Raw genomic sequence first — 26,441 nt, forward strand, 5'->3', positions numbered from 1 at the left:
TCAACCCTCCCGGGCAATTGCAGTGGGTGCCGCACGGGTCGGCAGCGAACGGGTTTCGCTGTTTTGTGCCAATACCTCGTTGCCCACCCGGACTTTCTGCCCGCCCTCGACAATCACCTGATCACCGGCATTCAACCCGGAGGTGACCCACCATTGATTGCCCACGGCACGGTCAATGGTCAGCACGCGCTGTTCGACCTTGCCCTCGACCACCACCAGCACCGAGGTCACGCCGCTGGCGCTGCGGGTGACGGCTTTTTGCGGGATCAAAATCGCCCTGTCGTCGGTGGCCTGATCCAGCACGGCGCGTACATACATACCCGGCAATAACAGGTGATCGGGGTTGGGGAAGACAGCGCGCAGGGTCACGGTGCCGGTGCCTTCAGTGACGGTGACGCCACTGAACTTGAGGCTGCCGGCGTGGTTGTAGGTGCTGCCGTCATCGAGTTTGAGCAACACCGGGGTTTCGCCCTGGCCATTGTTTTGCAGGGTGCCGCTGGCCAGGTCGCGTTTCAGGCGCAGCAACTCGCTGGTCGACTGGGTGACGTCGACATAGATCGGGTCCAGTTGCTGCACGGTGGTCAGCGCAGTGTCCTGGCTGGCCACCACCAAGGCGCCGGGGGTCACGGTGGAGGTTTCGATGCGGCCACTGAGCGGCGAACTGATGCGCGTGTAAGCCAGATTGATGCGCGCGGTTTCGACGTCGGCCAAGGCCACTTGCAGGTCGGCCTCGGCCGTTTGCAGGCTGACCTGCGCGTCTTCATTATCTTGCTGGCTGATGGCGTCTATTTTCGCCAGTTGCGCGTCGCGCCGGGCCGTGGCCTGAGCCGATTTGACGGTGGCGCGGGCCTTGGCGGCGGTGGCCTGCATCTGGGCAAAGGCGGCCTTGTATGGCGCCGCATCAATTTGATACAGCGCCTCGCCGGCCTTGACCTCGGCCCCTTCGACGAACAGGCGCTGCTGCACAATGCCGCTGACCTGAGGACGGATCTGCGCAACCATAAATGCCTGGGTGCGACCGGCCAGCTCGGTGGTCAATGCCTGACGCTGCGGTTGCACAGTGAGCACCGAAACCTTGGGTTTTTCGGCAACGGGCGCGGAATCACCGGCCGAGCATCCGCTCAACACAACGAGAACCAGCAAAGACACAATAACAGCGGCGGTTACCAGGGATTTGGTAAACAGTTTGATCGACATGGCGGCCTCTACAAGACAGTTGGCTGATGTCATGGTGCGAGGCAAATGTGCAGGAAAATTGAAGATTGCCCGCAAGCCTTGAATCTTCCCCGGCGCAGGGCCTAAATGAGCAGGCCATTTCGCCAGTAAGCCGAGCCGATGAAACTGAGTATCTCCACCAAGCTGTTTATCGCCGTCCTGGCCAGCGTGCTGTTCGTGATTCTGAGCATGGGCCTGGCCACCAGCTGGAGTTTCACCCGGGGCTTTCTCGGCTACCTCAATGAACAGGCGCTGGAGCGCATGGAATCCGTGCAGCCGCGTATGGTTAGCGCCTGGCAGCGCGAAGGCAGTTGGGATTTTTTGCGACACAATCCAGAGCGCTGGTTTCAACTTATGCGGCCAGACGCAGGGGATGAACCCAAACGCGGCGACCTTAAAAACCCGTTGCCCTCGGACCTGACCGGCGCGCTGTTTCGCATTGCCCTGCTCGACCAGGATAAAAAGCGCGTCACCGGCTACCCCTCCATCGGCGACGATGCTCTGCTGCGGCCAATTGAAGTCAATGGCAAAACCGTCGGCTGGCTGGCCGTGACCCCGTTCCAGAGCGTGACCGAGGCCGGTGGCGAGCGTTTCCAGCAATACCAGTTGCAAACCAGTCTGGGCATGGGCGTGCTCTCGCTGCTGCTGGCCATGCTGATTGCCTGGTGGATCGCCCGCACCCTGCTCGACCCGGTCAAGCGCGTGGCTGCGGCCACCCACAAACTGGCCACCGGGGAATACAGCAACCGGGTAGCCGTATCGTCCAATGACGAAGTCGGCCAGTTGGCCCGCGACTTCAATCAACTGGCCTACACCCTTGAGCGCAACGAAAAAATGCGCCGCGAATTTATGGCCGATGTCTCCCACGAACTGCGCACGCCGCTGTCGATCCTGCGCGGCGAACTGGAGGCCATCGAGGACGGTGTGCGCACCCTTGATCACAGTTCGATGAAGTCACTGCAAGGCGAAGTCGGCATGCTCAGCAAACTGGTGGACGACCTGTATGAGCTGTCACTGGCCGATGTCGGTGCCCTGACCTACCGCAAAAGCCAATGCGACCTCAACGACCTGCTGCAGACCTCGGTGGCCATGTATCAGGAACGCTGCAAGGCGGCCGGCTTGCGGGTTGAGCTGCGCCTGCCATCCTGCGCCCTGCTGCTGGAAGCCGATGCCAAGCGCCTGCAACAGCTGTTTGGCAACCTGCTGGAAAACGCCGTGCGCTACACCGATGCCGGCGGCATGCTGCTGATCAGCGCCTCCATTGAAGATGAGCACATACTGGTCAGCTTTATGGACTCCGGCCCCGGCGTAGACCCGCAGCAACTGCCGCGGCTGTTCGAGCGCTTCTACCGCGGCGAAGCTTCGCGCAATCGCGCCAGTGGTGGCGCCGGCCTGGGACTGGCGATCTGTCACAGCATCGTACTGGCCCACGGCGGCAGCCTCACGGCCGACCACTCACCCCTGGGCGGCCTCTGGCTGAGCCTGCGCTTGCCACGCAAGGTGTAAAGCATGGACACGATTCTGATCGTTGAAGATGAGCCTAAACTGGCCGCATTGATGCATGACTACCTGACCCTCGCCGGGTACGCCGTGCATTGCCTGGACAACGGCCTGGACGTGGTGCCGTGGGTACGCAGCCATGCGCCACGGCTAATCCTGCTGGACCTGATGCTGCCCGGTCGCGACGGCCTGGAAATCTGCAAGGAGCTGCGGGATTTCAGCGCAATCCCGGTCATCATGATCACCGCTCGCGTAGAAGAAGTGGACCGCCTGCTGGGGCTGGATCTGGGCGCTGACGACTATATCTGCAAGCCGTTCAGCCCGCGTGAAGTGGTGGCCCGGGTCAAGGCCATCCTGCGCCGCAGCCCGCAGTTCGAGCAGGTGGCCCGGGCCCGCCTGCAGATCGACGAAGCGCAGTATCGCGCCTCGTTCGATGGCGTGGCGCTGGACCTGACCCCGGTTGAACTGCGCCTGCTCAACACCTTCGCCCGCGCCCCGGGGCGGGTATTTTCCCGTGACCAGTTGCTGGACAAACTCTACTCCGACCATCGCGTGGTCACTGACCGCACGGTGGACAGCCATATCCGCAACCTGCGGCGCAAACTGGCCCAGGCCAGCCCCGGGCACGACCCGATCCAGTCGTTGTATGGCGTGGGCTACAAGCTGGAGTTGTAATGCCAGCGCCCACAATAAAGCGACTCACCCGGTCAGCGCTGACCACCGTGCTGACCACCGCCACCATGACCGCCACCACCGCCCCCGCCACCGCCGCCTGGCGGCATAAACATCCAGCAGCCCGACAAGGCCGATACCGCCACCGCTACAACCATCGCTTTAACAACAGACTTCAATTTCATGACCGAACGCTCATTTTCAACAGGGAAAAAACGCCGCCCTTATACCAGTGCGAGCAAGGCTCGAAGCCAAGATTTACCCAACTTTACAGTCCTTGCACAACTGCCAAGCACCTGTAGCCGCTGTCGAGCGGAGCGAGGCTGCGACGAGCATCGGGTGATTGTCAGCTACCCATTGAATATTCTGTAAAGGAACCGGCCTCAGGGGCTATCGAGCAATCCGTCATTGGCGAGGGGTTCAGGATTGCCCCCCTCGCACTCCGGTTTCAATTGAAACTTTTCAACCCCAGATGCCCACGCAAGGTCGGGTGTTCATAGGCGCTGCGCAGGTAACCGCGGCGTTGCAGGATCGGCACCACCGATTCGGTGAACTCGGTGAAAGTGCCGGGCAGATAGGCAGGCGACACCACATAACCGTCACAGGCACCCAACTCCAGCCAGTCGATCAATTGCTGCGCCACGCTCTCTGCGGTCCCCGCCAATTGCGGCACGCGGATACTGGCGGCCATGATCGCACCGTACTCGCCAAGGGTGATGTCACGTTCCAGACGCAGTTTTTGCGCAATCACGTCGGGGGTGGCCGAGTGCCGGGCGATATCCAGCAGGCGGGTGTCCAGCGGGAATTGGGCAAAGTCGAAATTGGACTGGGTCGACAGGGTGATAACCCCCAGTTCAGGGTTGGCCAATGCATTGTGCTCATCGCGCTTTTTGATCGCTTCAGCTTCAGTGCCGCCAATAAATGGCATGACCGCCGTGAGGATTTTGCAGTCATCCGGGTTGCGGCCAATGGCGCGCATTTGCTGGTGGATATCCTGGCGGAATTCGAGCATGCGCTCTACCCGGCTGTTGATGCTGAAAATCACTTCAGCCCAGCGTGAACCAAACTGGCGACCCCGCCCCGAGGCTCCGGCCTGGATCAGCACCGGCTGGCCCTGTGGCACTCGCGGAATATTGAGCGGGCCTTCGCAGTCGAAGTAGGTGCCGCTGTGCTTGAAGGCATCGATCTTGCTCGGGTCGGCGAGGATGCCGCGCACCTTGTCCAGCACCAGCGCATCCGGCTGCCAGCTGTTCCACAGTTTGAGCACCAGTTCGACAAACTCATCGGCGCGGGCGTAGCGCTGATCGTGGGCCAGGTGCTGGGCATGGCCGAACAGACGCGCTTCGCTGTCGTTCATCGAGGTCACGATATTCCAGGCGCTGCGACCTCTGGAGATATGGTCCAGGGAGGCGATGGCCCGCGCCACATGGGGCGGTTGGTAGTAGGTGGTAGAGCGTGTCAGCCCCAGGCCAATATGCTTGGTGTGACCGGCCAGCAAGCTGAGAATCGGTAGCGGATCGAGCCGCGCCGCATCCTGCGCACCCAACTCGAAGGAACGCGCCCGGGATTGCCCGGCCTGATCGCCGACCGCCAGGCGATCAGCGAAAAACAACAGGTCAAAACAACCCTCTTCCAGGGTCTTGGCTATTTCGATGTAGTAGTCGGGGTCGAGAAAGTGGCTATGGGTTTGCGGGTGACGCCACACCGCGTGGCTATGTACCACGGGGCCCGAAAGCATAAACCCCGCCAGTGCCATTTGCTTGGCCATAAGGTTTTCCTTGGTTGTCAGAGTGCGCGGTCAAACATGGGAGTGACGTCGTACGGCTTTTTCAGCAGTTTGGCGTCGTATAGAAAGTCAGAAGTGGCCTGGGCTTCGCTGACAATGGTGGGCGAGATCGGCAACACGGTAATGGCGTCACGCTTGAACCAGGCCTTGGCGATTTCCGGGGAGGACTGGTTGGCCTTGGACCAGGCGGCAGCGTATTCATCAACATGGCTTTGGCTCCACTCCCGGGCGCGGGTCAGGCGCGCAACAAAGTCCTTGATGATCTCGCCCTTTTGCGCCAGCACCGGCTCATAGGCAACCACATAAGTCGGTGCGCTCATCAGCCCCTTGGCGTTGCGGATCAGGGTGCTGCCTTCTTTTTCCTGCAGCGACACATAGGGTTCCCACGTGCCGAAGGCATCGATATCGCCCTGGCTCAAGGCCATGCTGGCTTCCGCCGGCAACAGGAACTTGTAGTTCACGCTGTCACGTGGCACGCCTGCTTCATCCAGAGCCTTGAACATCATCTGCTGACTCCAGGAGCCGTTCCAGATCGCCACGGTCTTGCCTTTGAGATCCGCCACCGAATGGATGCCCGGGCGGGCCACAATGCCGACACCGTTAAGGCTGGTCTGGGTGCTGGCCACGACTTTGACCGGGGCACCGTTGGCCGCCAGGCTGATCACCGGGGTATCGCCCACCACGCCAATATCCAGGGCGCCGCTGGCGACGGCCGAGGCTACCGGCGAACCGGTATTGAAGCGCTTGAAATCGATGGTATAGGGCAAATCTTTAAGCTCACCCGAGAGTTCGAGAACAATGCGGTTGGAGAAGAACTGATCGCCCACCACCAGGGTCTGCGGGGTAGCGGCGCAGGCGGGAGTGCCATGCAGCACCAGAGAGGCCAGACCCAACAGGCCGAACAATTTTTGACGTGTTGTCATTAAGAATTCCTACAGAGTTAACAGCTGAATCAACCATCTGTAGGCATGCAGTCTGGCTTTGAGAAAAGAGGCTTTTTGAGTCGCCAAGCGTGGCGTTTTTAGAAGCTAGCGCAATAAAGACATAAGCAACCAATACTTTTAAGGCATATCCATAGAACCCTGTCCGGGTATTTGGTTAGCTGTTTTTGGTATTAAGCATTTGACCAATCTAGTATTAGGGTGGCTTCACCAGACCACTGGGCCTAACCGTATTTACTTCACTCATTTCAGCGCCAGCGCGCCTTTGAGCGCAGGCCCGGCAAGGTCAGACTGCATGCCTAATCCACAACTTGATATCTGGGGCAGCGCCCCAAGCGCCCGTTACGAACAACTGGCCGCTCCCTTTCGCCCGCTGTTTGCCCAAATCGGCGCACAAGCCGCCGAAGCTGATGGTTCGCGCAGCCACCTGGGCAAGGTTATCCAGCAACTGAACGCCCTGGGCTTGCCGCGCTGGCGTCTGCCGACCAGCTATGGCGGTCAGGACGCCACGCTGGTTGAGTTGCTCGCCCTGTTGACCGAATTGTCCGCAGCCGACTCCAACATCACCCAGGCCTTGCGCGGGCATTTTGGGTTCTGCGAAGAAGTGCTGGTCTCGAAAAATCTCGACTGGCAGGCCCGCTGGCTGGACACACTCAGCCAGGGCGTTTTACTGTCGCCGGGCAGTACCGAGGTGGGCACCCAGACCCGTGGCGAATTCGAAACCCGCATCCACCGGGCTGAAGACGGCTCGCTGCGTATCAGCGGGAAAAAGTTCTACACCACCGGCGCCCTTTACAGTGACCTGATCAACACCATCGGCACCGGTGACGATGGCACGTTGTACAGCGTAGTGGTCGATCTCAAGGCCCCCGGCGTACAAATCATTGATGACTGGAACGGCTTTGGTCAGCGTCTGACGGCCAGCGGCACCTGCATTTTCGACAACGTGCGGGTGAACGATGAACCCCGCGCCACCGACCAGCGTTTTGCCTATGGCCAATCGTTCTTCCAGATCTACCACCTGAGCACCCTGGCCGGCATCGCCCGCCGCGCCGCCTTGAGTGGTGCCGACGAACTGCACAGCCGCTCCAGAACCTTCTCTACGGGCAATGCCGACAGCGCCGCGCAGGACGTGCAATTGCTGCAAGTGATTGGCGAGGTGGCCAGCCAGGCCTATGCAGCACAGGCCATTGCCCGGTACGCGGCGCAGCGCCTGGAAAGCACCGCGCAATACACCATTGCCAGTGAGCAGCCGCTGACCCATGAAGACCCGCAGGTGGCACTGGCCGAACTGGAAGTGTGCCTGGCGGTCAACCCCGTGGTAGACGCCACCCTGGCCGCGACTACGGCGCTGTTCGATGCCCTGGGCGCCAGTGCCACCGCCAGCAACAAGGCGCTGGACCGCCTGTGGCGCAACGCCCGCACCCTGGCCAACCACAACCCCCGGGTCTACAAGTCACGCATTGTCGGCAACTACCTGGTCAACGGCCTGGTGCCCCCTTCGCAGTGGCGGGTGGGGGTGGCCAAGGGCTGATTATTGCGCAGGCGCGGCTTTCAGCTCATTGCCACCCTTAACGGTAATGAGTTGGCCTGCGCTCGCCAGATAAAACCCGGGCAACTTGTAAACGCTCATCAAACAACTGTCGTGAAAAACAAATACAGAATGAGCCGCTGGTTTTTCCGACTACAAATCCTCTAACAGTCTGGAAGTTGACGCTTTCAGCCAGCTTGAGCATAACTTCGTCGCCCATTTAGGCAATTGCGATGTACACCCGTACGTGTACGCTCAACCCACTGCGATGAAGATAAAAACATGAGCACTCTTGTTAAAATCCTGGCGGGGTCAATCCTCGCTGTATCTATAGGCAGCGCGTTCGCAGCAACTGACACCGGTATTGAACACAACACCCGGAACTTCCTTAATGCATTGAATTCCAGTGGCGGTACACCCATCGAGAAGCTCTCGCCTGAAAATGCGCGTGCGGTGCTGGCGGGTGCCCAGTCGGGGGTCGAGCTGACCCTGCCCAAAGCCGATATCAGCCAAAAGACCATTTCCGTCGAGGGTCAGGATATCAACCTGACCATCGTGCGCCCGGCAGGCGTGAAAGGCATCTTGCCCGTGTTCATGTACTTCCACGGTGGCGGCTGGGTGCTGGGAGACTACCCGACCCACGAGCGCCTGATACGCGACCTGGTCGCGGGTTCCGGGGCAGTGGCGGTGTATGTTGACTACACCCCCTCCCCCGAAGCCAGGTACCCGACAGCCATCAACCAGGCCTACGCGGCAACCCAGTGGGTGGCCGAGCACGGCAGCGAAATCAATGTAGACGGCAAACGCCTGGCCGTTGCAGGCAACAGCGTGGGCGGCAATATGGCCGCTGTGGTCAGCCTGATGGCCAAAGACAAAGGCACACCGGCGATCAAATACCAGGTGCTGCTATGGCCAGTGACTGATGCCAACTTTGATACCGGATCCTACAAGCAATTTGCCGAGGGCCACTTTCTCACCCGCAACATGATGAAGTGGTTCTGGGACAACTACACAACCGACCCCAAGCAACGTGCCGACCTCTACGCCTCGCCACTTCGCGCATCGGTGGATCAGTTGAAGGGGCTGCCACCTGCACTGGTACAAACCGCCAGTGCCGATGTACTGCGTGACGAAGGCGAAGCCTACGCCCGCAAGCTGGATCAGGCAGGAGTACCGGTCACTGCGGTTCGCTATAACGGCATGATTCACGACTTTGGTCTTTTGAACGTGGTCAGCCAGGTGCCTGCAGTACGCTCTGCCATGTTGCAAGCCTCGCAAGAACTCAAGGCACATTTGCAGTAACGCTGAATGCTGGCAATGGCATGAGCGGGCAACCAACCCCATCAGCGCTCACCAAAAGTCCGTCTCGATCAGCCGGGCTTTTATAACCCATAAACAAATTGTTAATTGTCCAGAGCCGCTCCCCCGCAGAACATGGCTGCCTGTCACGTCAATTCAGCACAAGGGAACCCTGCTCCATGCATAAGCACACTCGCGCACCGCAGCGCATTGCAATCCACCGCCTGGGCCTGCGCACGGCGGCGGCGGTAGCCATTACCCTGGCGACCCTGAGCGGTGCCCAGGCCGCCACCTCCACTACCGACACCATCAAGGCCTACAAATTGTGTACGGGTGCGGACAACGCCTCCCATGTTCTGCAAGGCCGTATCGACCAGAACATGCGCAACGACGTGACCGCCATCCATTTCAAGCAAAGCCCGGCGCATGCTTCCTATGACTGGCACAACGACCCGGAGCCGCAGTACGTCATCACGTTGTCGGGCACGCTGGCATTCGCGACCCGCAATGGCGAGAAATTCACCCTGCATCCGGGCGAAGTGCTGATCGCCGAAGACAACACCGGTACGGGGCATCGCTGGAGCATGGTCGATGACCAGCCCTGGCGCCGCGGCTACGTGGTGCTTAAACCCTCAGCCAAGGACTCGTTTATCCCCGACGACCCGGTTGCTGCCAAGGTGTGTAGCGGTTCTTAGAAGCGAGCGAAAGGCTATTTGAAAAAATGGCTGGGGGTTTTGCCGAACTGCTTTTTGAACATGTTGGTGAACGCACTCGGACTTTCATACCCCAGTGAAAACGCCACATCGATAATCTTCTCCCCCACCGCCATGCGCTCAACCGCCAGCAGCAAACGCGCCTGCTGGCGCCACTGGCCGAAGGTCATGCCGGTCTCCTTGCGAAACAGGCGCTGGATGGTTTTTTCGTCGAGGCCCAGATGGGTACTCCAGTCAGCCAGCGTCGAACTGTCGGCGGGATTTTTTTGCAACCTGAGGCAAATATCGTTGATGCGATGATCGGCTGGCCGGGGCAGATGCAAGGGTAATGCGGGCAGTAGAGCCAACTCGTCCAGAATCAGCTGCATCACCCGACCTTCGCGGGTGTGCGCGGTATATGGCAGCTTCAGGCCCACGGCAACCTTGATCAACTCGCTCAACAGCGGCGAGATGCTCACGGCCCTTATCTCGGCAGGCAGGTCCACAAGTGCATCGGGTCGCACAAACACACTGCGCATTTTCAGCGGCCCCACACAGCGGATCGAATGAACCCTGCCGCTGGGCATCCACACCCCCCGATTGGAGGGAACGGTCCACTGGCTCGACTCGCTGTAAACCACCATGACACATGCAATGGCATACAGCAGTTGATGCTTCTCATGAGTATGGGCCGGGATGATCCAGTCCTGAGGATAATCGGTCGCGCTGCCGATCACCGTCCAGTTGCTCCGATCGATCTCCAGCAAAAAATCATTGAGTGGTTTGATCGCGACGCCCCTTTTGCGATGGTTTGCTCCCTTATACAGCGAGACAGGCATGCAGGCGAATTCTAGGATAGCGTCGAGCATTGAGCTCGCACCCCTATCGCCCCGGAAGATTTGCCATGTCTACAACAACCGCATCCCCGGCCTCTGCGTCTGCGTCAGCCTCAGTGGCCCAACAAGCGAGCCCGCTGGTCATGAAGGTGATCGGCGCCTGCGCGCTGGCACATTTGATCAACGACCTGATCCAGGCCGTGCTTCCCTCGATCTATCCCATGCTCAAGGCCAACTATGGGCTCAGCTTTACCCAGGTGGGGCTGATTACCTTGACCTTCCAGCTGACAGCCTCCCTGCTGCAGCCCTGGGTGGGTTATCACACCGATCGCCACCCCAAACCCTGGCTGCTGCCGGCGGGCATGGTGTGCACCTTGATCGGCATCCTGCTGCTGGCCTTTGCCGCCAGCTTTGCGTCGATCCTGGTGGCCTCCGCCCTTGTCGGCATCGGCTCATCGACCTTCCACCCCGAGGCCTCCCGTGTGGCGCGACTGGCGTCAGGCGGGCGCTATGGCCTGGCCCAGTCAACCTTCCAGGTCGGCGGCAACGCCGGTAGCGCATTCGGCCCGCTGCTGGCTGCGGCCATCGTGATCCCTTATGGCCAGGGGCATGTCACCTGGTTTGGCCTGTTTGCCGCCTTCGCCATCTTCGTGCTGTACGGCTTGAGCCGCTGGTATCGCAACCACCTGGCCCTGTTCAAGCTTAAACAGGGCAGCCAGGCGAGCCACGGCCTGTCCAAGGGACGAGTAACGTTTGCACTGGTGGTGCTCGCAATGCTGGTGTTCTCCAAATACTTCTACATGACCAGCTTTACCAGTTATTTCACGTTCTACCTTATCGAGAAATTTCACCTGTCAGTGGCCAGCTCTCAACTTTACCTGTTCTTGTTCCTCGGCTCAGTGGCAGCAGGTACCTTCTTTGGTGGCCCGATTGGCGACAGGATCGGGCGCAAAAAAGTCATCTGGTTCTCGATCCTGGGGGCAGCCCCTTTTACACTGGCCTTGCCTTATGTGGACCTGTTCTGGACAGGCGTATTGAGCATGGTTATTGGATTTATTCTGGCGTCGGCGTTCTCTGCCATCGTCGTCTATGCCCAGGAACTGGTACCCGGTAACGTCGGCATGATTGCCGGTGTGTTCTTCGGCTTGATGTTCGGTTTTGGCGGGATTGGCGCCGCGTTGCTGGGGCATCTGGCGGACATCCAGGGCATCGAGTATGTGTATGGACTCTGTTCCTACCTGCCGCTGCTGGGGGTATTGACCATCTTGCTGCCGAATACCAAAGGGGTTTAAGGGAGGGCCGCGCTGGGAAATCACTACCAGCCTGACGCAACGCATGCAATTAATGGGAGTCACGCAAGAGCTCGGGTTGGGCTCTTGGTGTTCCCTAAGTTAACTCTCAAAGGCTAAGAACCTGCCCCAAGCCTCAACGAACTCAGTAGCCGGTTGGACACCATCAAACCCTTGCCCTCGGGCCAACTCCAGTTGCGCCTGAGCTATTTCATCACCCGTAGCGTCCTTGCTTTACATATCTGCTGCGAGGGTAGTGGCTGCTTGTCCATACTCAACCAAACCAGGCGGCAGATGGTTCAAGAAGTTGTATTGCGTCAGGTTCTGCGCAATCCATTTGCCTTTCTCAAGCTTGCTGGCGTCCACATCATGTTGAGCGGCAGCCGCCAGCACACCAACGATCTGGGAACTCATGGTCAGCAGTTTTTCACCACCTTGGACCAAGCCATTCAAGTGACTAACCAGCGCTTCGTTGGCACCGCCCGCCAAAGCCCCGGTTTTGAAGTCTCCCCCCATGGTTTCAGCCAGCAAGCCTCCGACCATGGGTTTACCGGTCGTCAACGTGACATTCGGGGTGTTGATAAAACCGCAGCCATTACAGGTAATACCGTACGGGTTGGCCACGATCACCCTGGCCGACTGACGACAATGTTTTCGGCCTGCACAAGCAAAGGTTGCCAGAACATCGTGTTGGCCAAAATAAGGGCCAGGCCACGTTTGGGTACTCCCAAAAAGGATTCCCAGGGCTGAAGGGTTGCTGAAGGCTGGCGGGCCAAAAAGGCTAAATGTCGATCATCCATGTCTGTTTCTCAATACAACACAGCGTTGAATTACAGGAAAAAATCCATACGGAAATAAATCGGTGCCTCAGGCTCGCTGAGCACATCCGGTCGCTCCAGGGAATGAGCCAGGGTCACACTGGCGCTGAGGTTGCGGCCCCGGGCAAACAACTCCAGCGAATTGCTGGAGACCCGGCCATGTACCTCGCGGTTGTAACGCCCGTGGCGAATCACGCCCTGGTCGTAGCCAAGGCTGGTGCCGTAATCGGTAAATACCGGGCGCAGCCACCCCCACGTCACCGGACGCCACCAGCGCAGGTCATTGCGCCAGTAACCTCCGCTGTCGCCGGACAGTTGCTGGTCCTTGTAGCCCCGTACCGAGGCTGTACCGCCCAGGCTTAAGCGTTGTGGACTAAACAGCACATCCTCACTGCGTTGACCGGTGGCCATACTGGTAAAGCTGAAGGACTCACCCCACAGCTTGAAAGGCTGTAAATAGCTGATGGTCGCGGTGTATTTGCGGTAGCGGGCCTCTGGCATGCCCCGCTCGGGGCTGTGCTCCCCCTGGGCATCGAAGGCGCCGATACCGTTTTGCATACCGACATCGAGGTTGACGAAGGAACTCGCGATACGTCGACCGTGGTTGATGCCAACCTGGAATTCGCTAAGACGGTGGCTGCTGTTGCGCAGTCGTGAATCGCTTACGTAGTTATTGGAACGCATATGCGCCAGACCGGTGTTGAGGGAGGTTTTACTCATCGCGTCGCGATGGACCACCCGCTCGGCACGCAGTTGATGGTTTGCACTGTCCCCGGTTTGTTTGAAATCAAACGTATTGGCCTGGCCGACCGAGCGATAATCGCTTTGGCTGTAGCTATAAGCGAAGTTCCACCAGCCCCACGGCAGGTTGTAGTAGAAGCTCGCATTTTTCGAAGTTTTCCGGTGGTCACTGATTGCATCGTGGCCCCCACGCAGCACCAATTGATCGGCCAGACCCAGCGGGCTGTCCCACTCAAACCCCGTACCCCACTGCTGTTCACCGGTACTTTTCTGACCGTCGTTAGTACGCGACAAGCCGACACGCCAGGGCTTTTGCGGCGCGTTTTTGACCACTACCGCACTCCCCCCCACCTCACTGCCCGGTGCCAGTTCCATTTGTGCCTGGTTGGATGGCAAGCGGTTGAGCTGATCAATCGCCTGCTCGATTTCCCGCAAATCCAGCTGATTACCAGGCTGACCGGGAAAGCTCATGGCCAATTCGCGGCTGGATAGCTTGCTGTTGTCGTCGCCCTTGAAACTTTCAAGCTTGCCTTCAACCACCAGGACTTGCAGATGCCCTTGGGAAAGGTCCTGCTGCGGCAAGTAAGCACGACTGGTCACCAAACCCCTGTCGATATATTGGTTAGTGATGACCTTGAGTAGTTCATTGAGCTGAGACACGCCCAGACACTGGCCGATATAGGACTGGAACACCGATTCGCGCTCACTGGCGGACAGGATGTCGGCGCCCTTGAGCTCGATTTCTTCTATGGGGAAACAGCGACTGTCGGCTGGCTGAGCTGGAGCCGTAGGAGAAATCTGTTTGCCGGGAAGCTCCTGAAGCTCCTCAAGCCGGCGCCGTTGCTCTTCGAGCAGACGTTCTTGACGATCACGAATCAGATCCTGCTCACCCGGCGTCGGGCCCGCTTCGGCCACAAGGGAACTCACCCCGGCCAAGCCAGCCAGTAAAGTTGAACAGTAAAACCTCTTAGCGAGGTGAGATGCCGACATGCTTGCTCCATCCTTGGTTCGCAAACCTTGCTGTGTGAGCCAAAGCCTTTTGACAGGGGCAACTCGTAGGCAAATGCCTAGGAGCGCCCGTGGATGGCGTAAGTTTTAAGCTTCTCAGAGGGAAATGATTTAGGACGTTTCCTATACCAACGACGAAACCTCTCGCCAGGGAACTAGATTTTTCGAAGCAGGTAGATCTGGTAGTTGAGGGGGTCCGCTTGCCCCCATGTGCAAAGCCAAATTGTCAGAGCGCCCAAGAGCACTGCGTTGGCCTTATCGATGAGTGCCGATCCGTGGTTGATATCAACGGCCAACGGGGTGAGCAGATTAAAAATCCGCCGCTCTTTGAATATTTACTGCCGATCGCATACCGATAAACCACTCACGGACACCATGATTAAAATCAGTCACCCAATCATCTGCCGGGTAAAAAAGGGACTGCCCCGCCTGACCTCTATGCTTGGTGAATGCTAAAAATGGGGGGATTACCCGCCCTTCTGAACGAACGTTGGCCGCTCATCCTGAAATAAGCACTCAGACGCGCCGTCGCGATGCCCTCACGATGCATCGGCGAATATTTCGCTCAACCAGTCGACAAATACCCGAACCCGTGGCGACATGTGCCGGTTCTGCGGGTAAAGCACAGAAACCGGCATCGGTGGCGGTGGCGTTTCGGCGAGAATTTTCTGCACCAGGCCTTGGGATATCTGCGTTTTCATCCGGTAATGCGGGCACTGGATGATGCCGAGCCCGGCAATTGCCGACGCCGCATAAATTTCTGCACCAAACACCGACAACGCCCCGTCAATGACCACTTCCTTGACTTGGCCATCGACCATGAACTCAAACGGAAACTGCCTGGCGGTGGTGCGCGAGACGTAATTCACGGCGCGGTGATGGCCCAGGTCGTCGAGGCTTTTCGGTACACCGTATTGGCGCAGATACCCCGGACTTGCACAGGTGATCTGTTCAAGGTTGGCCACACGCTTGCCAATCAATGCCGAATCGCCAAGGGTTCCGGCACGCAGGACACAGTCCACACCTTCGGTAATCAGGTCGACAAAGCGATCGGCCTCGCTGATGGACAACTCTATCTCCGGATACCGGGCCATAAACTGCGGCAACGCCGGGATAACGAAGTGTTTGGCCAAAGTGCCATGCAAATCTACGCGCAACTGGCCTTTGGGGGCCACGCCGCGAAATGCCAGCTCGGCCTCCTCCAGTTCCGCCAATAACTGCACACAACGCTGGTAGTACGCCTCGCCATCAAGCGTAGGGCGCACTTTTCGCGTACTGCGTTCCAGCAGACGCGTACCAAGCCAGGCCTCGAATTGATTCAGGGTATGGGTCAGCGTCGCCCGCGGCAGGTTCAAGTCATCGGCGGCTTTCGTGAAGCTGCTGCGCTCATAAATCCGCACAAAGGCTTTCATCGCCTTGACTTGATCCACGCAGAACGCCCTCTTTTTGATTGTTGGTATTTATTGAACAGTTAAGCCAACTTTCATGCATTTAACACCAAGAGTAAACATGTGAAATTAGCCTCGTCCCCAGCAACCCCCCCCACTGACACAAGGAATGACAGCCATGACGACTCACAATTTGAAAGTTGCCATTATCACTGGCGCCTCCCGCGGCATCGGCGCTGTTATTGCCAAACAACTGGCCACCGAAGGTTTCGCAGTCGCAATCAATTATGCCAACAGCGCCAACGAAGCCACGGCTCTGGTTGCCCAATTGCGTCAGGCCGGACACCAGGCCATCGCGATAAAGGCAGATGTTGCCAGTGCCGAAGATGTACGCCGCCTGTTTGATGAAACCGAAGCGCAACTGGGTAAAGTCGACGTGCTGGTCAACAATGCGGGCATCCTCAAAGTCATGCCGCTGGCGCAACACAGCGACGAGCTGTTCGATCAGAATTTCAATATCCACGCCCGCGGCACCTTCAACACGCTGCGTGAAGCCGCTACCCGCCTGAACAATGGCGGCCGGATCATCAACTTTTCCAGCAGTACCGTCGGCATGAACCTGCCGGGTTACGCCGTGTACATCGCCAGCAAAGCAGCGGTGGAATCCCTGACCCAAGTGTTCGCCAAGGAAATGCGCGGTCGCAACATCACCGTCAACGCCGTGGCACCTGGCCCGGTCGCCACCGATCTGTTCTTGCATGGCAAGAGCGAAGAGCAAATCCAGACCTTCGCCAAAATGCCTCCGCTGGAGCGCCTGGCTCAGCCAGAAGATATCTCTCGCGTGGTGTCCTTCCTCGTCGGCCCTGATTCGGCCTGGGTGAACGGACAAATCCTGCGCGTCAACGGCGGCCTCGTCTGAACCGTCCTGCTTGAGACTCAGGGCAGGTGAACATGCTGCGAGCAATCGCAGCGGATGTTCACATTGCTCAGCGCAGTGACGGCAGGTTTTATCTGCTGATTTTGGAGAGGTCTTTATCTTGAAATCCGTCATTCTGATTACCGGTGCCTCCAGCGGGTTTGGCGCGCTCACCGCACGCGCCCTGGCCGACGCTGGCCATACCGTCTACGCCAGCATGCGTGAAACCCTGGGCCGCAACGCAGCGCAAGTACTCGAAGCACAGCGCTACGCGGACGAACACCGGGTTGACTTGCGCAGCGTTGAACTGGACGTCGCCTCAACCGAGTCGGTCCAGGCGGGCGTCGCGAAAATCATCGGCGATTGCGGCCAACTGGACGTGATCATCCACAATGCCGGGCACATGTCCTTTGGTCCCGCCGAAGCCTTTACGCCCGAGCAGTTCGCCCAGCTCTACGACATCAACGTATTGAGCACTCAACGCGTTAACCGAGCGGCCTTGCCGCAACTGCGCAAACAGGGACGGGGGCTGGTGCTGTGGGTTTCCTCCAGCAGTGCGCGCGGTGGCACCCCGCCGTATTTGGCTCCGTACTTTGCGGCCAAGGCGGCCATGGACTCGCTGGCAGTGTCCTACGCCAGCGAACTGACGCGTTGGGGGGTGGAGACGTCAATCATCGTGCCGGGTGCGTTCACCAAGGGCACCAACCACTTCACCCATTCCGGTTCCCCTGCAGATCAGGTTCGAGCCGCCGAATACAACGAAGGCCCTTACTCCGGTGTGCCGGATCAGGCACTCAAAGGTCTGGCAGCCCTGGAACCGGCTGACGCGGATGTCGGTGAAGTGGCCAAAGCCATCGTCGAAATCGTCGGAATGCCATTGGGTACCCGTCCATTTCGGTGTCATATCGATCCATCCCAGGACGGTGCCCAGGTCGTCAATGCCATGGCCGACCGGGTACGCGCTGAAATGTTTCGCCGCATAGGCCTTGAAGACCTGCTCAAGGTCGCTACTCGCTGAGTCTGCCCTCGCGGCCCGAGGGGTACTTCGGCGACTAAGTGGAATACACACACTCCAGGTTTTACGCAAAGGCCAAAGCCCCCCGGCGACCTCCCACAAGACCGCCAATCACATAGGGCATGACTATGATGAACATCAACTTGAGCCACGGTACGGCTACCCTGCGCAGGCGCTTTCGAAATGCGGGTCTGAGCGTTTTGACCACCATGGGGTTTGCAGCGTGCGGCGATCATCGTACGCCCGATGCCATGCAGGAAATGACCATGAAACCTTCAATCACGTATCTGCATTTGCTACGCCACACGCCGTTTTTCACGTCGTTGACGACCGAACAACTGCGGTGGGTCATCGACCACTCAAACGAATGGGAAACCGAAGCCGGAGCGGTCATCGCCAAGAAGGACCAGGGTGGAGCATCGGCACCGGACACCTGGATCCTGCTCGATGGTGGATGGCAGGTTCATTACAACGGCCATACCTTCGCAAGCGGGCATGGTGATGCGGGCAAATGGTTCAATATGGGCGAAACACAAGGTGCGGACTGTGCGCTGATCACGACCGGGCACAGCTACATCATGCGCATTACCGAGGCCGACATGAACACAATGCTGGAACAAGGTTTTACGTTCGGGCCTCATCTTGAAGCCGGGCGAAGGTACTACCAGTCGATATTCACTACGACGCAAGGGCTGAACTGCCCCTGTGAAGTTGGGGATTTTGCAGCTGGTTTGGATTGAGGCTATGACTGAGGACGATGCTGGCAATCAAAGCTACGGGTTGGCCCCACTCTTGAATGACCTGGGCTTTGAAAGATCTGGAATACGAACGTCATTTTGGCTGCATTAAATACCCGCTTAAAAGGCTAGAACTGCTGCCCACTTAAATCAAAGTGCACACCATGTCACAGCTTTGGGAGCTGGGTAGATGACGTGGATAGACGCATACGGTAAATTGAGTGTTGACGTATATTTTTACACCTTATATTCAGACTGATATATAAATCCGAACCAGTCATTTGAGCGTAGATCTTTTGAAGACTCCCCCCTTTATTTCGCTTGAATCCCCTGATCAACCGGAAGTGATTGCCCTCATTGAGGAGCTTGATGCTTACCAAGCCCCGCTTTACCCCGCAGAAAGTCATCACGGCATAAACATCGAAGCTCTTTCTTCGAAAAATGTGCTTTTCGCTGTTGGGCGTTCCAGTAACGGAGAGGCCGTGGCATGTGGAGCCTTGGTGGTGCACCCGACGCACGGCGAGCTGAAGCGGATGTTTACAAAACCAACATTCCGGGGACAAGGGCTGGCCAGTCGGCTTCTTACAACCCTAGAAAACGAAGCTCGAAAGGAGGGCTGCTTTCATTTAATGCTTGAAACCGGCTATCGACAACTGGAAGCAATTTCATTTTATGAGCGCAACGGATATCAGCGTCGAGGGCCATTCGGCGGGTATGAATATGATCCCAATAGTATATTTTTGGAAAAGCATCTCGAATCATAGCGTCCATATGCAGCTGTGCTGGCCGGACAGATATTGCTATAAGCGCAGCATTGAATTACTGCGATGAAACCCTCAGCAATCATCGCCTGGGTTCGCGGAGGTGTCTTTACACACTTTGTGCCGAAAGCAGACTCTCAAGCTATTTTTATTAGCTTCAACATGCACCTGGCGGCCCATTGGCCCTGGCGAACCAAACCACGGACAGACCGAGCAGCGCCAGTATCAGCCGTGTTGGGGAAAAAGAGCTCGGCCCCGCCTGTTCCAGCAACAAGTCACCAGCAATGCCACCTCCGGCCACTGCCAGATTGAAGATGGCGACCAGCATCGACTGCGCTACATCGGCCCCGTCACCGGCGGTATCGGCAATGGCCGTCTGTAGTAACGAGGGAGCGCCACCAAACGTCAGCCCCCAGGTCGCAACGCTGAGGAGCACAATGTTGGGCGAGCTGCTTGCCATTCCCAACACCTGCGCCGCCATCGCGAAAACCGCCAGACTAAGAAGCGTCAGCACATGCAACCCACCCACATGCCTGTGACCCCGTTGCCGACAATAAGGCGGCACCGAAGACCATTAGCACGAGATCTATGCGCTGAGCAATCCCGACGGAGTCCAAAAATGGCCCGATTCAAGGTTAATCTTGCTAATGCCGCAGCATGAGTGCAAAGAGTTTTAATTACTCGACCTTATTACCTGGCAGTGGGGCCGTATGAATTTCGTCATACATAGCGGTTGTCACTGAAGCAGCATAAACAATGTACTTTACATCACCCTCTTGGCTGCTGACTTCATAAATTTCACAAAGAAGACTTCTGTTATCCTTAGGTAACGCTATAGGCGACCAAGATGAAGGGCTCTTGAAGTTATACTCAGGGCCTTTGTACGTTAAAGACCTTAGACCAACCACTACGCGTTTATATTGTTGCCTATCAGATCTTTTGGAGTTTTTATAGTCACCTATAAATGACCCTAAAGAACCAGAGACAACATCTATGCACGCCCTGTCTAGCTCGGCCTCATAATCAGTAGTCGCGTATATTCCAACGCTGCCATGATTGGAATAGAATTTTTGGCGTGGCGACAATTTCTCTTCGGGGTACGCGGGGATATATTTATCACCCTCGAAATAGTATTCGATGTACCCTCGCGAAATATCAACTCTGTTATATCTGCTTCTCTTTTCTATCACATCTTCGAAAGTATACCAGCGCTGCTCAATTAGCTTGTGCTCGACATCTAACCCGCTCGCCAAAACCTTTAAAGAAAGCGCGGAGCCGAACAAGACAGATGCAATCAAAATATTTTTCACGAGCTCACCTAACGCATGGTTTTTAAATTTTATTTTATTTTATTTTATTTTATTTTATTTTATTTTATTTTAATCAGCACTCGATAGAGCTGTAAATTTATTCAATAGAAAAATCAACCTTATCAATTGAGTTGCCTTGCTTTTTTATAAGCAACCTATGAGCACTTTTAGCCGATAGCTGCCTGTAACGAAGGACAGCTTTCGGCCAAACCAGTGGCGATTCATTTCAGGTCACCCACTAAATGTGTCGCGTATCTGCTTGTGAGCGTGCCTCAGTTACGCCCACTCTTGCATGAACCCACTCGGTTATCGTTTCAAGGGCACCGGGGGCGTAGGCATGACGACCTTCCATCAGGAATCTCAGCGTGGTTAGCCAGGGCCATTCGCTGGTTAGTTGTGTGTTGTAGGGATCCGCCCTCAAGAGTCCATGACTTGCATTCGGTATGACTTCAATCCGGTTTGCGGGATGATTGCCTCCTACAGTCTTTCGGTAAATATCTGCATTGACCTCAGAGTTTACATTCAAATCTTCCGCCCCCCACAACGCAAGCAATGGAATCTCGAGTTCTTTCAAATCATGGGTTGCATCTTCGTGAAGATTTCGTCGCACAAAAGCCCACCGCTCGGGGCTCATATCGCCCAGAAGGGCTGCTGACGGCACTTGCGAAGAGGCAAACAAACGTTCGTCATCTGCGGCAATCTCCGCCATCACTCGCTCAATGTCAGGCTGAGACATCCCTGTGCGCTGCAACCGCTGCCTGGTGTAATAGTCTCCTTGCCGTTGCCAAGATACGGCACCTCCGACAAGTACAATAAAGTCCGCACTATTCGGCTTAAGGCGGGGTAGTACCCAACCGGCTTGCGAAAACCCAAGAACACCCACAGGAATCCCTTGAAACTTGTTGCGCAGGGTAGAAATCGCGCTGCGCACGTTAACAGAGCGGTCAGTCATCGATTGATTGAGCCAATTCCCTTGCGAATCCCCAATGCCTGGTTTGTCCCACGATACAACTGCAATGCCTGCATCAAGAAGAGCGTTGATGAGTGGATCGAAACCCTGCTGTGATGTGCGATCTTGTGGGCCATCCCCATGGACTAGAACGACTGCCGCGGTTGTAGTTTGGTCAGGAAGCCAGAGCGTACCCGCCAGGAGCAGTCCATTTGCTTCGAATGCAAAAGGCTCACTTACTCTGCTATCCAGGCCATAAGTGTCAAGACGGGATAGAACAACAAAAGCGATTACCATGGCGAGACAAACGACGGAAATCAACCATCCGCGATTACGCTTCGCCCAGATTACTTTATTCATAGTCACTACCTTTTCGTTTCATGAGCTCCGGCCAACTAGCCCAAATCGTCAGCGCCAGACGAAGCAGAGCTTATGGTTCGTGACTGCAATGCTTTGCGCAAGGACGGGAGCGTTCACACCGGTCAGGCTAACCCCATTTTTTCGACCTCAAATTACTCGGCGCTCCGTCCTTGCCAGGCCCCAGCCATGTGCGGCGCCCGTCATCATTAATCACCCCTAGCTTCTTAGAAGCCTTCGAGAGGCTACGTATGGCCGAGAAGCAACTGAACCGCCCGCAGATTCTTCGTCCTGCGATAGATCAGTGATGCCTTCGTACTTCTCATTGTGTGCGTGCCATACATGGTTGGATCAAGGCCCACAGCTTTCACCCTGCCATTGACGATACGAGCGTATTGACGAGTAGATAGATGGTCTGAAGTATGCAGCCGGCTAGGAAAAAGGCAGTCCTCGCTGCGTAGCTGGGCCCAATGTATCCAGGCCGTGAGAGCAGACCGTGTTTGCTCAGTGATATCAAACTGCACCGGCTGCCGCGTTTTCTGCTGCATCACCATGGCTCGTGCTAATGCGTGCTCGCCATGAGCGACATCGCACACGCAGAGCTTGGTTAAGTCGCAGGCTCGAAGCTTGCTGTCGATGGCCAGATCGAAGAGAGCCAGATCACGGGTTCTTTACGCAATTTGAAACCTTACTCGGATGGCCCAGACATCTCTCAGTCGGAGTGGGGTTTTCTCCCCGACCAGTTTTCCTTTGTGCCAGGGCTGACGGCTGCAGGTAGCGTTGATGTTCATGACAGGTCCTCCACGTGTGGGGGGAACAAAGATGGCTAATCGGAGAAACGCTCCCTAACCGGCCAAGGTCGGTTGTTCAATTCAACGAAGCACGAGATTGAGAGCTAGTAAAAGTTACAGCGCCAGTGCGTACGCAAGCTTGTAGCATTGGCTTACGCTTCGACCTTTGTAGCCCCATCGAAGCCTCCATCCTGCGATACATTTCGGACGAACCATGCGTATAGAACCTCTTCCCCCGCTGCAAAACCTAATCGCATTCGAAGCCACCGTACGACACGGCAGCTTCACTCGCGCCGCGGCCGAGCTTCATCTGACACAAAGCGCGATCAGTCGGCAAGTTGCGCAACTGGAGGAGTTTCTTGGTCGTGCGCTGTTTCGCCGAGAGCACAAGCGTATTCATTTGACCGTGGCAGGTCAGATTTATGCTGAGGAGGTGCTCCGAGTACTGACGCATTGCGCAGAAGCAACAGCACAGGTCATTACCCACACCGGAGAGCAGGAGTTGACCTTGGCCAGCTCAAGTGGTGTGGCTGCTTTGTGGCTCGGGCCTTTACTAGGTCGTTACTCTGATGAATTCCCCTCAGTGGAGATCCGATTACGTGTTGTAGACAGTCTGGAATCACTGGTTCGTGCCGAATTCGACTTGGCTCTGTATTTCCTGCGCAAGCCATCACCGCCAGGGTTCGACAGCCGGTTACTGTTCGTCGAATCCGTGGGGGCCTATTGCTCGCCGGATTTTCTCAAGGGCGAAGTACTGGAACCGGAGCAGTTGACTGAGCACCGCTTGTTGATGCTGGAAGACGGGCAGCGCAAATGGCTTTCCTGGGTTGACTGGTTTAGTTACTACGGTGTTGATGCGTCGCTGATCCGGCAGCGCATGAGCGTCAACCACTATCCGGTATTGGTAGATCTGGCCATTGCCGGACATGGGATCGTATTAGGCTGGCGCCCGATGATCGACCGTCATCTGCGCTCCGGCGCGCTGGTTCCTGCGTGCAACGTGCATGCGGGTGCAGCCGGTGGCGGTTATTACCTGCTCAATCCCCAGGGACAGGTTCCCAGCCGCGCTGCGCGCGCGTTCGAGAAGTGGATGATGAGTACAATTGCAATTTAGCCCTTAACATTTGCATGCGCCTGACGCATGCAAACCTGCGTAATAAGCGTTTTCCGTCTTTTGAGGCTCCCTTTATTCTCAATCAAAGGGCACGAGACTCGATTGATTCGCACCTAAATCGACTCTCCTCCAATACTGCAGGGTCAATCCCTGCGCGTGATGCATGCAGGAGCCATTCGTGAACACTATAAAAATAAACACAACGGCAACACACAACAAACAGGCTCGTCGCGCCATTGTTGCCACTGTAATCGGCAACGGTCTGGAGTGGTTTGACTTCACCGTTTATAGTTTTTTTTCGGTCATTATCGCTAAGGTATTCTTCCCCACCGATAACGAACTCACTTCTTACCTAATTGCCCTGGCCACATTCGGCGTGGGATTTTTCATGCGCCCTGTTGGCGGCATTGTCATTGGTGTTTATGGGGACAAGCACGGGCGCAAAGCCGCCTTGTCTCTGACCATCCTGCTGATGGCTCTAGGCACACTGATCATCGCGATAACCCCCAGCTATGCTCAGATTGGCCTCATGGCCCCCATACTGATCGTGTTGGCGCGATTACTACAGGGCTTTTCTGCCGGTGGCGAGATGGGGAGTGCCACTGCCTTCTTGATCGAGCATGCACCCGCCGGCCGCAAGGCATACTACTCCAGCTGGATTCAGGCGAGCATCGGTGTCGCGGTGCTGCTCGGCTCTGCACTGGGCGCAGCACTGTCGAGCTACCTGACGCAGGCACAATTGGAAAGTTGGGGTTGGCGCGTACCGTTTATCATTGGCACCCTGATCGGTCCAATCGGGTTCTACATCCGCAGCCGGATTGACGAAACTCCCGCCTACACCGAATCCAAGCCTGTCGACTCTCCTCTTCGTGAGGTATTGCGCACGTACCCGCGCCAGACCTTAATCAGCTTTTCGCTCGTGGTGCTTTGGACTGTCTGTACCTACGCCATTCTGTTTTACATCCCGTCGTACTCCACACGAGTGCTGCAACTGCCTTCCTGGATGGGGTTTTGTGCCGGAATGATGGGTGGCGCCGTGTTGATTATCGTCACTCCGATCGTCGGCGCGCTGGCAGACCGATATGGCCGTCGTCCGTGGCTGCTGTGGTCGGCCTTGGCCATCTTCGTCACGGTGTATCCGATGTTTGTCTACATCAACCAGATGCCTGGGCTGATTTCATTACTGGTGTTCGAGTTAGTACTCGGCGTGCTAATCGCCGGTTACATCGGTTCGATACTCGCAGCCTTCGGAGAATTGCTTCCAACCCACGTGCTTTCAACAGGACTTTCGGTGGCCTACAACGTCGCAGTGACCATCTTTGGCGGCTTTGCGACCTTCACCATCACCTGGCTGATCGCCCAAACGGGCTCAAATGTCTCACCGGCCTTCTACATCATGTTTGCGGCGCTCATCAGCAGTATCGGCGCGATGCTATACCGCGACCATGAGCCTGCATTGCGCCCTACCCTGACGGGAGCTTACTAGTGAATACTCAGACCTCTAACCGCTTGATTCTGCGCAACGGCCAACTACTCGACTTGCAGCAAGGCCGATTGATTGCCGGCCAGGAAGTGCTGATCGAGGGCGATCGAATTATCGCTGTACGCCCCCAAAGCAGGGTGCCCGAGGCTGGCGTACAAGCCTATGATCTGAACGGCAAGACCCTTATGCCTGGCATGATCGATTGTCACGTACATGTGCTTGCGTCCAACGCTAATCTGGGCCTCAATGCACTACAACCGAATGCCATCATCATGTACCGAGCCCTGCCGATTCTCGAGGCAATGCTTGGCCGAGGCTTCACCACTGTACGTGATGCAGGAGGCGCCGATTGGGCACTTGCCCGCTCAATCGAGCTTGGACTGGTTCCCGGACCGCGGATTTTCGCCTCAGGCAAGGCGCTATCGCAGACGGGTGGTCACGGCGACATGCGCGCTCGGGGCTCGTTACTGCTTAACGAACCCTGCTCGTGCTGCTTCCGGGCCGGAGCCATCGCACGAATTGTGGACGGTGTCGACAACGTCCGCCTGGCTGTACGCGAAGAGCTTCAGCAAGGGGCCAGCCAGATCAAGATCATGGCGTCTGGCGGCGTGGCGTCTCCCACAGACCCCATCGCCAATACGCAATACAGTGAGGCAGAAATCCGCGCAATCGTAGATGAAGCCGAAGCCGCCAACACTTATGTAATGGCTCATGCCTACACTCCCCGTGCGATTCGACGTGCCATTGAATGCGGCGTACGGACCATAGAACACGGCAATCTGGTTGACGCTGACACCGCCCGCCTGATGGCAGAGCGAAACGCCTTCGCAGTACCGACTCAAGTCACTTACGAAATGCTGGCGGAGCACGGTGCACGCTTCGGATTGGCGCAAGAGTCTGTCGCCAAGATCGAAGAAGTGCGCCTGGCCGGGCGCAATGCTTTGCGGCTTTTCGCCGAAGCGGACGTACCGATGGGTTATGGTTCCGACTTGCTGGGTGAGATGCATGAGTACCAAACGCATGAACTGAAAATACGCGCCGAAATCCTGGGCAATCTTGCCGCCTTGCGAAGCGCCACAACCGTGGCTGCACAGATATTACAACGTGAAGGGGAACTGGGCTGTATCGCCCCAGGAGCGCTGGCCGACTTGCTGGTAGTCAACGGCAATCCGCTCACGGATATCGATTGCCTGATCGGTCAGGGTGAAAACCTGGCGATGATTATCCAGGACGGCAGTATTAAGAAAAACACACTTACGTAGTAGTTGCGAACTTCGGGGCTCCCCCCATGC

Annotated in this window: 23 protein-coding genes and 3 pseudogenes; 13 read left to right on the top strand and 13 right to left on the bottom strand. The window is 56.9% G+C overall.

The window, feature by feature from the left end:
- Window positions 1-1,197: an efflux RND transporter periplasmic adaptor subunit gene (locus tag FHL07_RS10950; RefSeq protein WP_138738464.1), complete on the bottom strand. Its 1,197-nt coding sequence runs from the start codon at window positions 1,195-1,197 to the stop codon at window positions 1-3.
- Window positions 1,198-1,335: 138 nt separating this feature from the next.
- Between FHL07_RS10950 and FHL07_RS10955 the strand changes: the two genes are divergently transcribed.
- Window positions 1,336-2,721, top strand: a complete 1,386-nt coding sequence (locus tag FHL07_RS10955) for an ATP-binding protein (protein ID WP_095038667.1) — start codon at window positions 1,336-1,338, stop codon at window positions 2,719-2,721.
- 3 nt (window positions 2,722-2,724) lie between these two features.
- Window positions 2,725-3,390, top strand: coding sequence for a response regulator (locus FHL07_RS10960; RefSeq protein ID WP_138738465.1), 666 nt, complete (start codon window positions 2,725-2,727; stop codon window positions 3,388-3,390).
- A 32-nt stretch (window positions 3,391-3,422) separates the two neighbouring features.
- Here the strand turns inward: FHL07_RS10960 and FHL07_RS23640 are convergent, their stop codons facing one another.
- From FHL07_RS23640 to FHL07_RS10970, 3 genes are all read right to left on the bottom strand, one after another.
- Window positions 3,423-3,572, bottom strand: a complete 150-nt coding sequence (locus FHL07_RS23640; protein ID WP_165484563.1) for a hypothetical protein — start codon at window positions 3,570-3,572, stop codon at window positions 3,423-3,425.
- A 263-nt stretch (window positions 3,573-3,835) separates the two neighbouring features.
- Window positions 3,836-5,155 carry an LLM class flavin-dependent oxidoreductase gene (locus FHL07_RS10965; protein ID WP_095032241.1) on the bottom strand — a complete coding sequence of 440 codons (1,320 nt, stop codon included), beginning with the start codon at window positions 5,153-5,155 and terminating at the stop codon, window positions 3,836-3,838.
- Window positions 5,156-5,172: 17 nt separating this feature from the next.
- Entirely contained in the window at window positions 5,173-6,096 is a 924-nt protein-coding gene (locus FHL07_RS10970) for an ABC transporter substrate-binding protein (protein ID WP_138738466.1), read from the bottom strand.
- 313 nt (window positions 6,097-6,409) lie between these two features.
- Between FHL07_RS10970 and FHL07_RS10975 the strand changes: the two genes are divergently transcribed.
- The 3 genes from FHL07_RS10975 (at window position 6,410) to FHL07_RS10985 (ending at window position 9,639) form a co-directional block, all read left to right on the top strand.
- Window positions 6,410-7,648 (top strand): acyl-CoA dehydrogenase family protein, encoded by a 1,239-nt coding sequence (locus FHL07_RS10975; protein WP_138738467.1) that lies wholly within the window; start codon window positions 6,410-6,412, stop codon window positions 7,646-7,648.
- Between the two features lie 279 nt (window positions 7,649-7,927).
- Entirely contained in the window at window positions 7,928-8,947 is a 1,020-nt protein-coding gene (locus tag FHL07_RS10980) for an alpha/beta hydrolase (protein ID WP_138738468.1), read from the top strand.
- A gap of 176 nt (window positions 8,948-9,123) precedes the next feature.
- Window positions 9,124-9,639: a cupin domain-containing protein gene (locus FHL07_RS10985; RefSeq protein WP_095026558.1), complete on the top strand. Its 516-nt coding sequence runs from the start codon at window positions 9,124-9,126 to the stop codon at window positions 9,637-9,639.
- 14 nt (window positions 9,640-9,653) lie between these two features.
- Here the strand turns inward: FHL07_RS10985 and FHL07_RS10990 are convergent, their stop codons facing one another.
- Window positions 9,654-10,475: an AraC family transcriptional regulator gene (locus FHL07_RS10990; RefSeq protein ID WP_138738559.1), complete on the bottom strand. Its 822-nt coding sequence runs from the start codon at window positions 10,473-10,475 to the stop codon at window positions 9,654-9,656.
- A 65-nt stretch (window positions 10,476-10,540) separates the two neighbouring features.
- Here FHL07_RS10990 and FHL07_RS10995 point away from each other — a divergent pair, with 65 nt between their 5' ends.
- Window positions 10,541-11,764, top strand: a complete 1,224-nt coding sequence (locus tag FHL07_RS10995; RefSeq protein ID WP_138738469.1) for an MFS transporter — start codon at window positions 10,541-10,543, stop codon at window positions 11,762-11,764.
- Between the two features lie 294 nt (window positions 11,765-12,058).
- Here the strand turns inward: FHL07_RS10995 and FHL07_RS23995 are convergent.
- From FHL07_RS23995 to FHL07_RS11010, 4 genes and pseudogenes are all read right to left on the bottom strand, one after another.
- Window positions 12,059-12,304, bottom strand: a pseudogene (locus FHL07_RS23995) (hypothetical protein); the annotation flags it as partial.
- Window positions 12,299-12,403, bottom strand: a pseudogene (locus FHL07_RS24000) (two-partner secretion domain-containing protein); the annotation flags it as partial. The pseudogenes FHL07_RS23995 and FHL07_RS24000, both read right to left, overlap by 6 nt.
- Before the next feature lie 188 nt (window positions 12,404-12,591).
- Window positions 12,592-14,310: a ShlB/FhaC/HecB family hemolysin secretion/activation protein gene (locus FHL07_RS11005; RefSeq protein ID WP_138738470.1), complete on the bottom strand. Its 1,719-nt coding sequence runs from the start codon at window positions 14,308-14,310 to the stop codon at window positions 12,592-12,594.
- 557 nt (window positions 14,311-14,867) lie between these two features.
- Window positions 14,868-15,758: a LysR family transcriptional regulator gene (locus FHL07_RS11010; protein WP_095022927.1), complete on the bottom strand. Its 891-nt coding sequence runs from the start codon at window positions 15,756-15,758 to the stop codon at window positions 14,868-14,870.
- A gap of 136 nt (window positions 15,759-15,894) precedes the next feature.
- Here FHL07_RS11010 and FHL07_RS11015 point away from each other — a divergent pair, with 136 nt between their 5' ends.
- The 4 genes from FHL07_RS11015 (at window position 15,895) to FHL07_RS11030 (ending at window position 19,148) form a co-directional block, all read left to right on the top strand.
- Window positions 15,895-16,635: an SDR family oxidoreductase gene (locus FHL07_RS11015; RefSeq protein WP_095001760.1), complete on the top strand. Its 741-nt coding sequence runs from the start codon at window positions 15,895-15,897 to the stop codon at window positions 16,633-16,635.
- Window positions 16,636-16,753: 118 nt separating this feature from the next.
- The gene (locus tag FHL07_RS11020; RefSeq protein ID WP_202979099.1) at window positions 16,754-17,650 is read left to right on the top strand and encodes an SDR family oxidoreductase; all 897 of its coding nucleotides are present in this window, start codon (window positions 16,754-16,756) and stop codon (window positions 17,648-17,650) included.
- A 125-nt stretch (window positions 17,651-17,775) separates the two neighbouring features.
- The gene (locus FHL07_RS11025; RefSeq protein WP_238705531.1) at window positions 17,776-18,387 is read left to right on the top strand and encodes a hypothetical protein; all 612 of its coding nucleotides are present in this window, start codon (window positions 17,776-17,778) and stop codon (window positions 18,385-18,387) included.
- A gap of 278 nt (window positions 18,388-18,665) precedes the next feature.
- Entirely contained in the window at window positions 18,666-19,148 is a 483-nt protein-coding gene (locus FHL07_RS11030; RefSeq protein WP_232527639.1) for a GNAT family N-acetyltransferase, read from the top strand.
- Between the two features lie 154 nt (window positions 19,149-19,302).
- Here FHL07_RS11030 and FHL07_RS11035 read toward each other — a convergent pair whose 3' ends face one another.
- From FHL07_RS11035 to FHL07_RS11050, 4 genes and pseudogenes are all read right to left on the bottom strand, one after another.
- Window positions 19,303-19,605, bottom strand: coding sequence for an MFS transporter (locus FHL07_RS11035; protein WP_178084387.1), 303 nt, complete (start codon window positions 19,603-19,605; stop codon window positions 19,303-19,305).
- Window positions 19,606-19,822: 217 nt separating this feature from the next.
- Window positions 19,823-20,455 (bottom strand): hypothetical protein, encoded by a 633-nt coding sequence (locus FHL07_RS11040; protein WP_095019274.1) that lies wholly within the window; start codon window positions 20,453-20,455, stop codon window positions 19,823-19,825.
- Between the two features lie 238 nt (window positions 20,456-20,693).
- Entirely contained in the window at window positions 20,694-21,764 is a 1,071-nt protein-coding gene (locus tag FHL07_RS11045) for an alpha/beta hydrolase family protein (protein ID WP_095019273.1), read from the bottom strand.
- A 245-nt stretch (window positions 21,765-22,009) separates the two neighbouring features.
- A pseudogene (locus FHL07_RS11050) lies at window positions 22,010-22,420 on the bottom strand (tyrosine-type recombinase/integrase); the annotation flags it as partial.
- Between the two features lie 346 nt (window positions 22,421-22,766).
- On the opposite strand from FHL07_RS11050, the gene FHL07_RS11055 reads away from it, so the two are divergent.
- From FHL07_RS11055 to FHL07_RS11065, 3 genes are all read left to right on the top strand, one after another.
- Window positions 22,767-23,666: a LysR substrate-binding domain-containing protein gene (locus FHL07_RS11055; protein WP_095019272.1), complete on the top strand. Its 900-nt coding sequence runs from the start codon at window positions 22,767-22,769 to the stop codon at window positions 23,664-23,666.
- A 163-nt stretch (window positions 23,667-23,829) separates the two neighbouring features.
- Window positions 23,830-25,152 (top strand): MFS transporter, encoded by a 1,323-nt coding sequence (locus FHL07_RS11060; RefSeq protein ID WP_095019271.1) that lies wholly within the window; start codon window positions 23,830-23,832, stop codon window positions 25,150-25,152.
- Complete coding sequence (locus FHL07_RS11065; RefSeq protein ID WP_095021333.1) at window positions 25,152-26,411, top strand: metal-dependent hydrolase family protein; 1,260 nt, start codon at window positions 25,152-25,154, stop codon at window positions 26,409-26,411. Before FHL07_RS11060 ends, FHL07_RS11065 begins: the two co-directional genes overlap by 1 nt.
- Window positions 26,412-26,441: the final 30 nt, after the last annotated feature.

The organism is Pseudomonas sp. FSL W7-0098 (genome assembly GCF_005930585.1).
GTDB classification, from domain to species: Bacteria; Pseudomonadota; Gammaproteobacteria; order Pseudomonadales; family Pseudomonadaceae; genus Aquipseudomonas; species Aquipseudomonas bubulae.

Bases quoted from the DNA above. Each gene is read 5' to 3' on its own strand.
- FHL07_RS10950 (WP_138738464.1), bottom strand. From the start codon at position 1,197: ATGTCGATCAAACTGTTTACCAAATCCCTGGTAACCGCCGCTGTTATT.
- FHL07_RS10955 (WP_095038667.1), top strand. From the start codon at position 1,336: ATGAAACTGAGTATCTCCACCAAGCTGTTTATCGCCGTCCTGGCCAGC.
- FHL07_RS10960 (WP_138738465.1), top strand. From the start codon at position 2,725: ATGGACACGATTCTGATCGTTGAAGATGAGCCTAAACTGGCCGCATTG.
- FHL07_RS23640 (WP_165484563.1), bottom strand. From the start codon at position 3,572: ATGAAATTGAAGTCTGTTGTTAAAGCGATGGTTGTAGCGGTGGCGGTA.
- FHL07_RS10965 (WP_095032241.1), bottom strand. From the start codon at position 5,155: ATGGCCAAGCAAATGGCACTGGCGGGGTTTATGCTTTCGGGCCCCGTG.
- FHL07_RS10970 (WP_138738466.1), bottom strand. From the start codon at position 6,096: ATGACAACACGTCAAAAATTGTTCGGCCTGTTGGGTCTGGCCTCTCTG.
- FHL07_RS10975 (WP_138738467.1), top strand. From the start codon at position 6,410: ATGCCTAATCCACAACTTGATATCTGGGGCAGCGCCCCAAGCGCCCGT.
- FHL07_RS10980 (WP_138738468.1), top strand. From the start codon at position 7,928: ATGAGCACTCTTGTTAAAATCCTGGCGGGGTCAATCCTCGCTGTATCT.
- FHL07_RS10985 (WP_095026558.1), top strand. From the start codon at position 9,124: ATGCATAAGCACACTCGCGCACCGCAGCGCATTGCAATCCACCGCCTG.
- FHL07_RS10990 (WP_138738559.1), bottom strand. From the start codon at position 10,475: ATGCCTGTCTCGCTGTATAAGGGAGCAAACCATCGCAAAAGGGGCGTC.
- FHL07_RS10995 (WP_138738469.1), top strand. From the start codon at position 10,541: ATGTCTACAACAACCGCATCCCCGGCCTCTGCGTCTGCGTCAGCCTCA.
- FHL07_RS11005 (WP_138738470.1), bottom strand. From the start codon at position 14,310: ATGTCGGCATCTCACCTCGCTAAGAGGTTTTACTGTTCAACTTTACTG.
- FHL07_RS11015 (WP_095001760.1), top strand. From the start codon at position 15,895: ATGACGACTCACAATTTGAAAGTTGCCATTATCACTGGCGCCTCCCGC.
- FHL07_RS11025 (WP_238705531.1), top strand. From the start codon at position 17,776: ATGATGAACATCAACTTGAGCCACGGTACGGCTACCCTGCGCAGGCGC.
- FHL07_RS11035 (WP_178084387.1), bottom strand. From the start codon at position 19,605: ATGGCAAGCAGCTCGCCCAACATTGTGCTCCTCAGCGTTGCGACCTGG.
- FHL07_RS11045 (WP_095019273.1), bottom strand. From the start codon at position 21,764: ATGAATAAAGTAATCTGGGCGAAGCGTAATCGCGGATGGTTGATTTCC.
- FHL07_RS11055 (WP_095019272.1), top strand. From the start codon at position 22,767: ATGCGTATAGAACCTCTTCCCCCGCTGCAAAACCTAATCGCATTCGAA.
- FHL07_RS11060 (WP_095019271.1), top strand. From the start codon at position 23,830: ATGCAGGAGCCATTCGTGAACACTATAAAAATAAACACAACGGCAACA.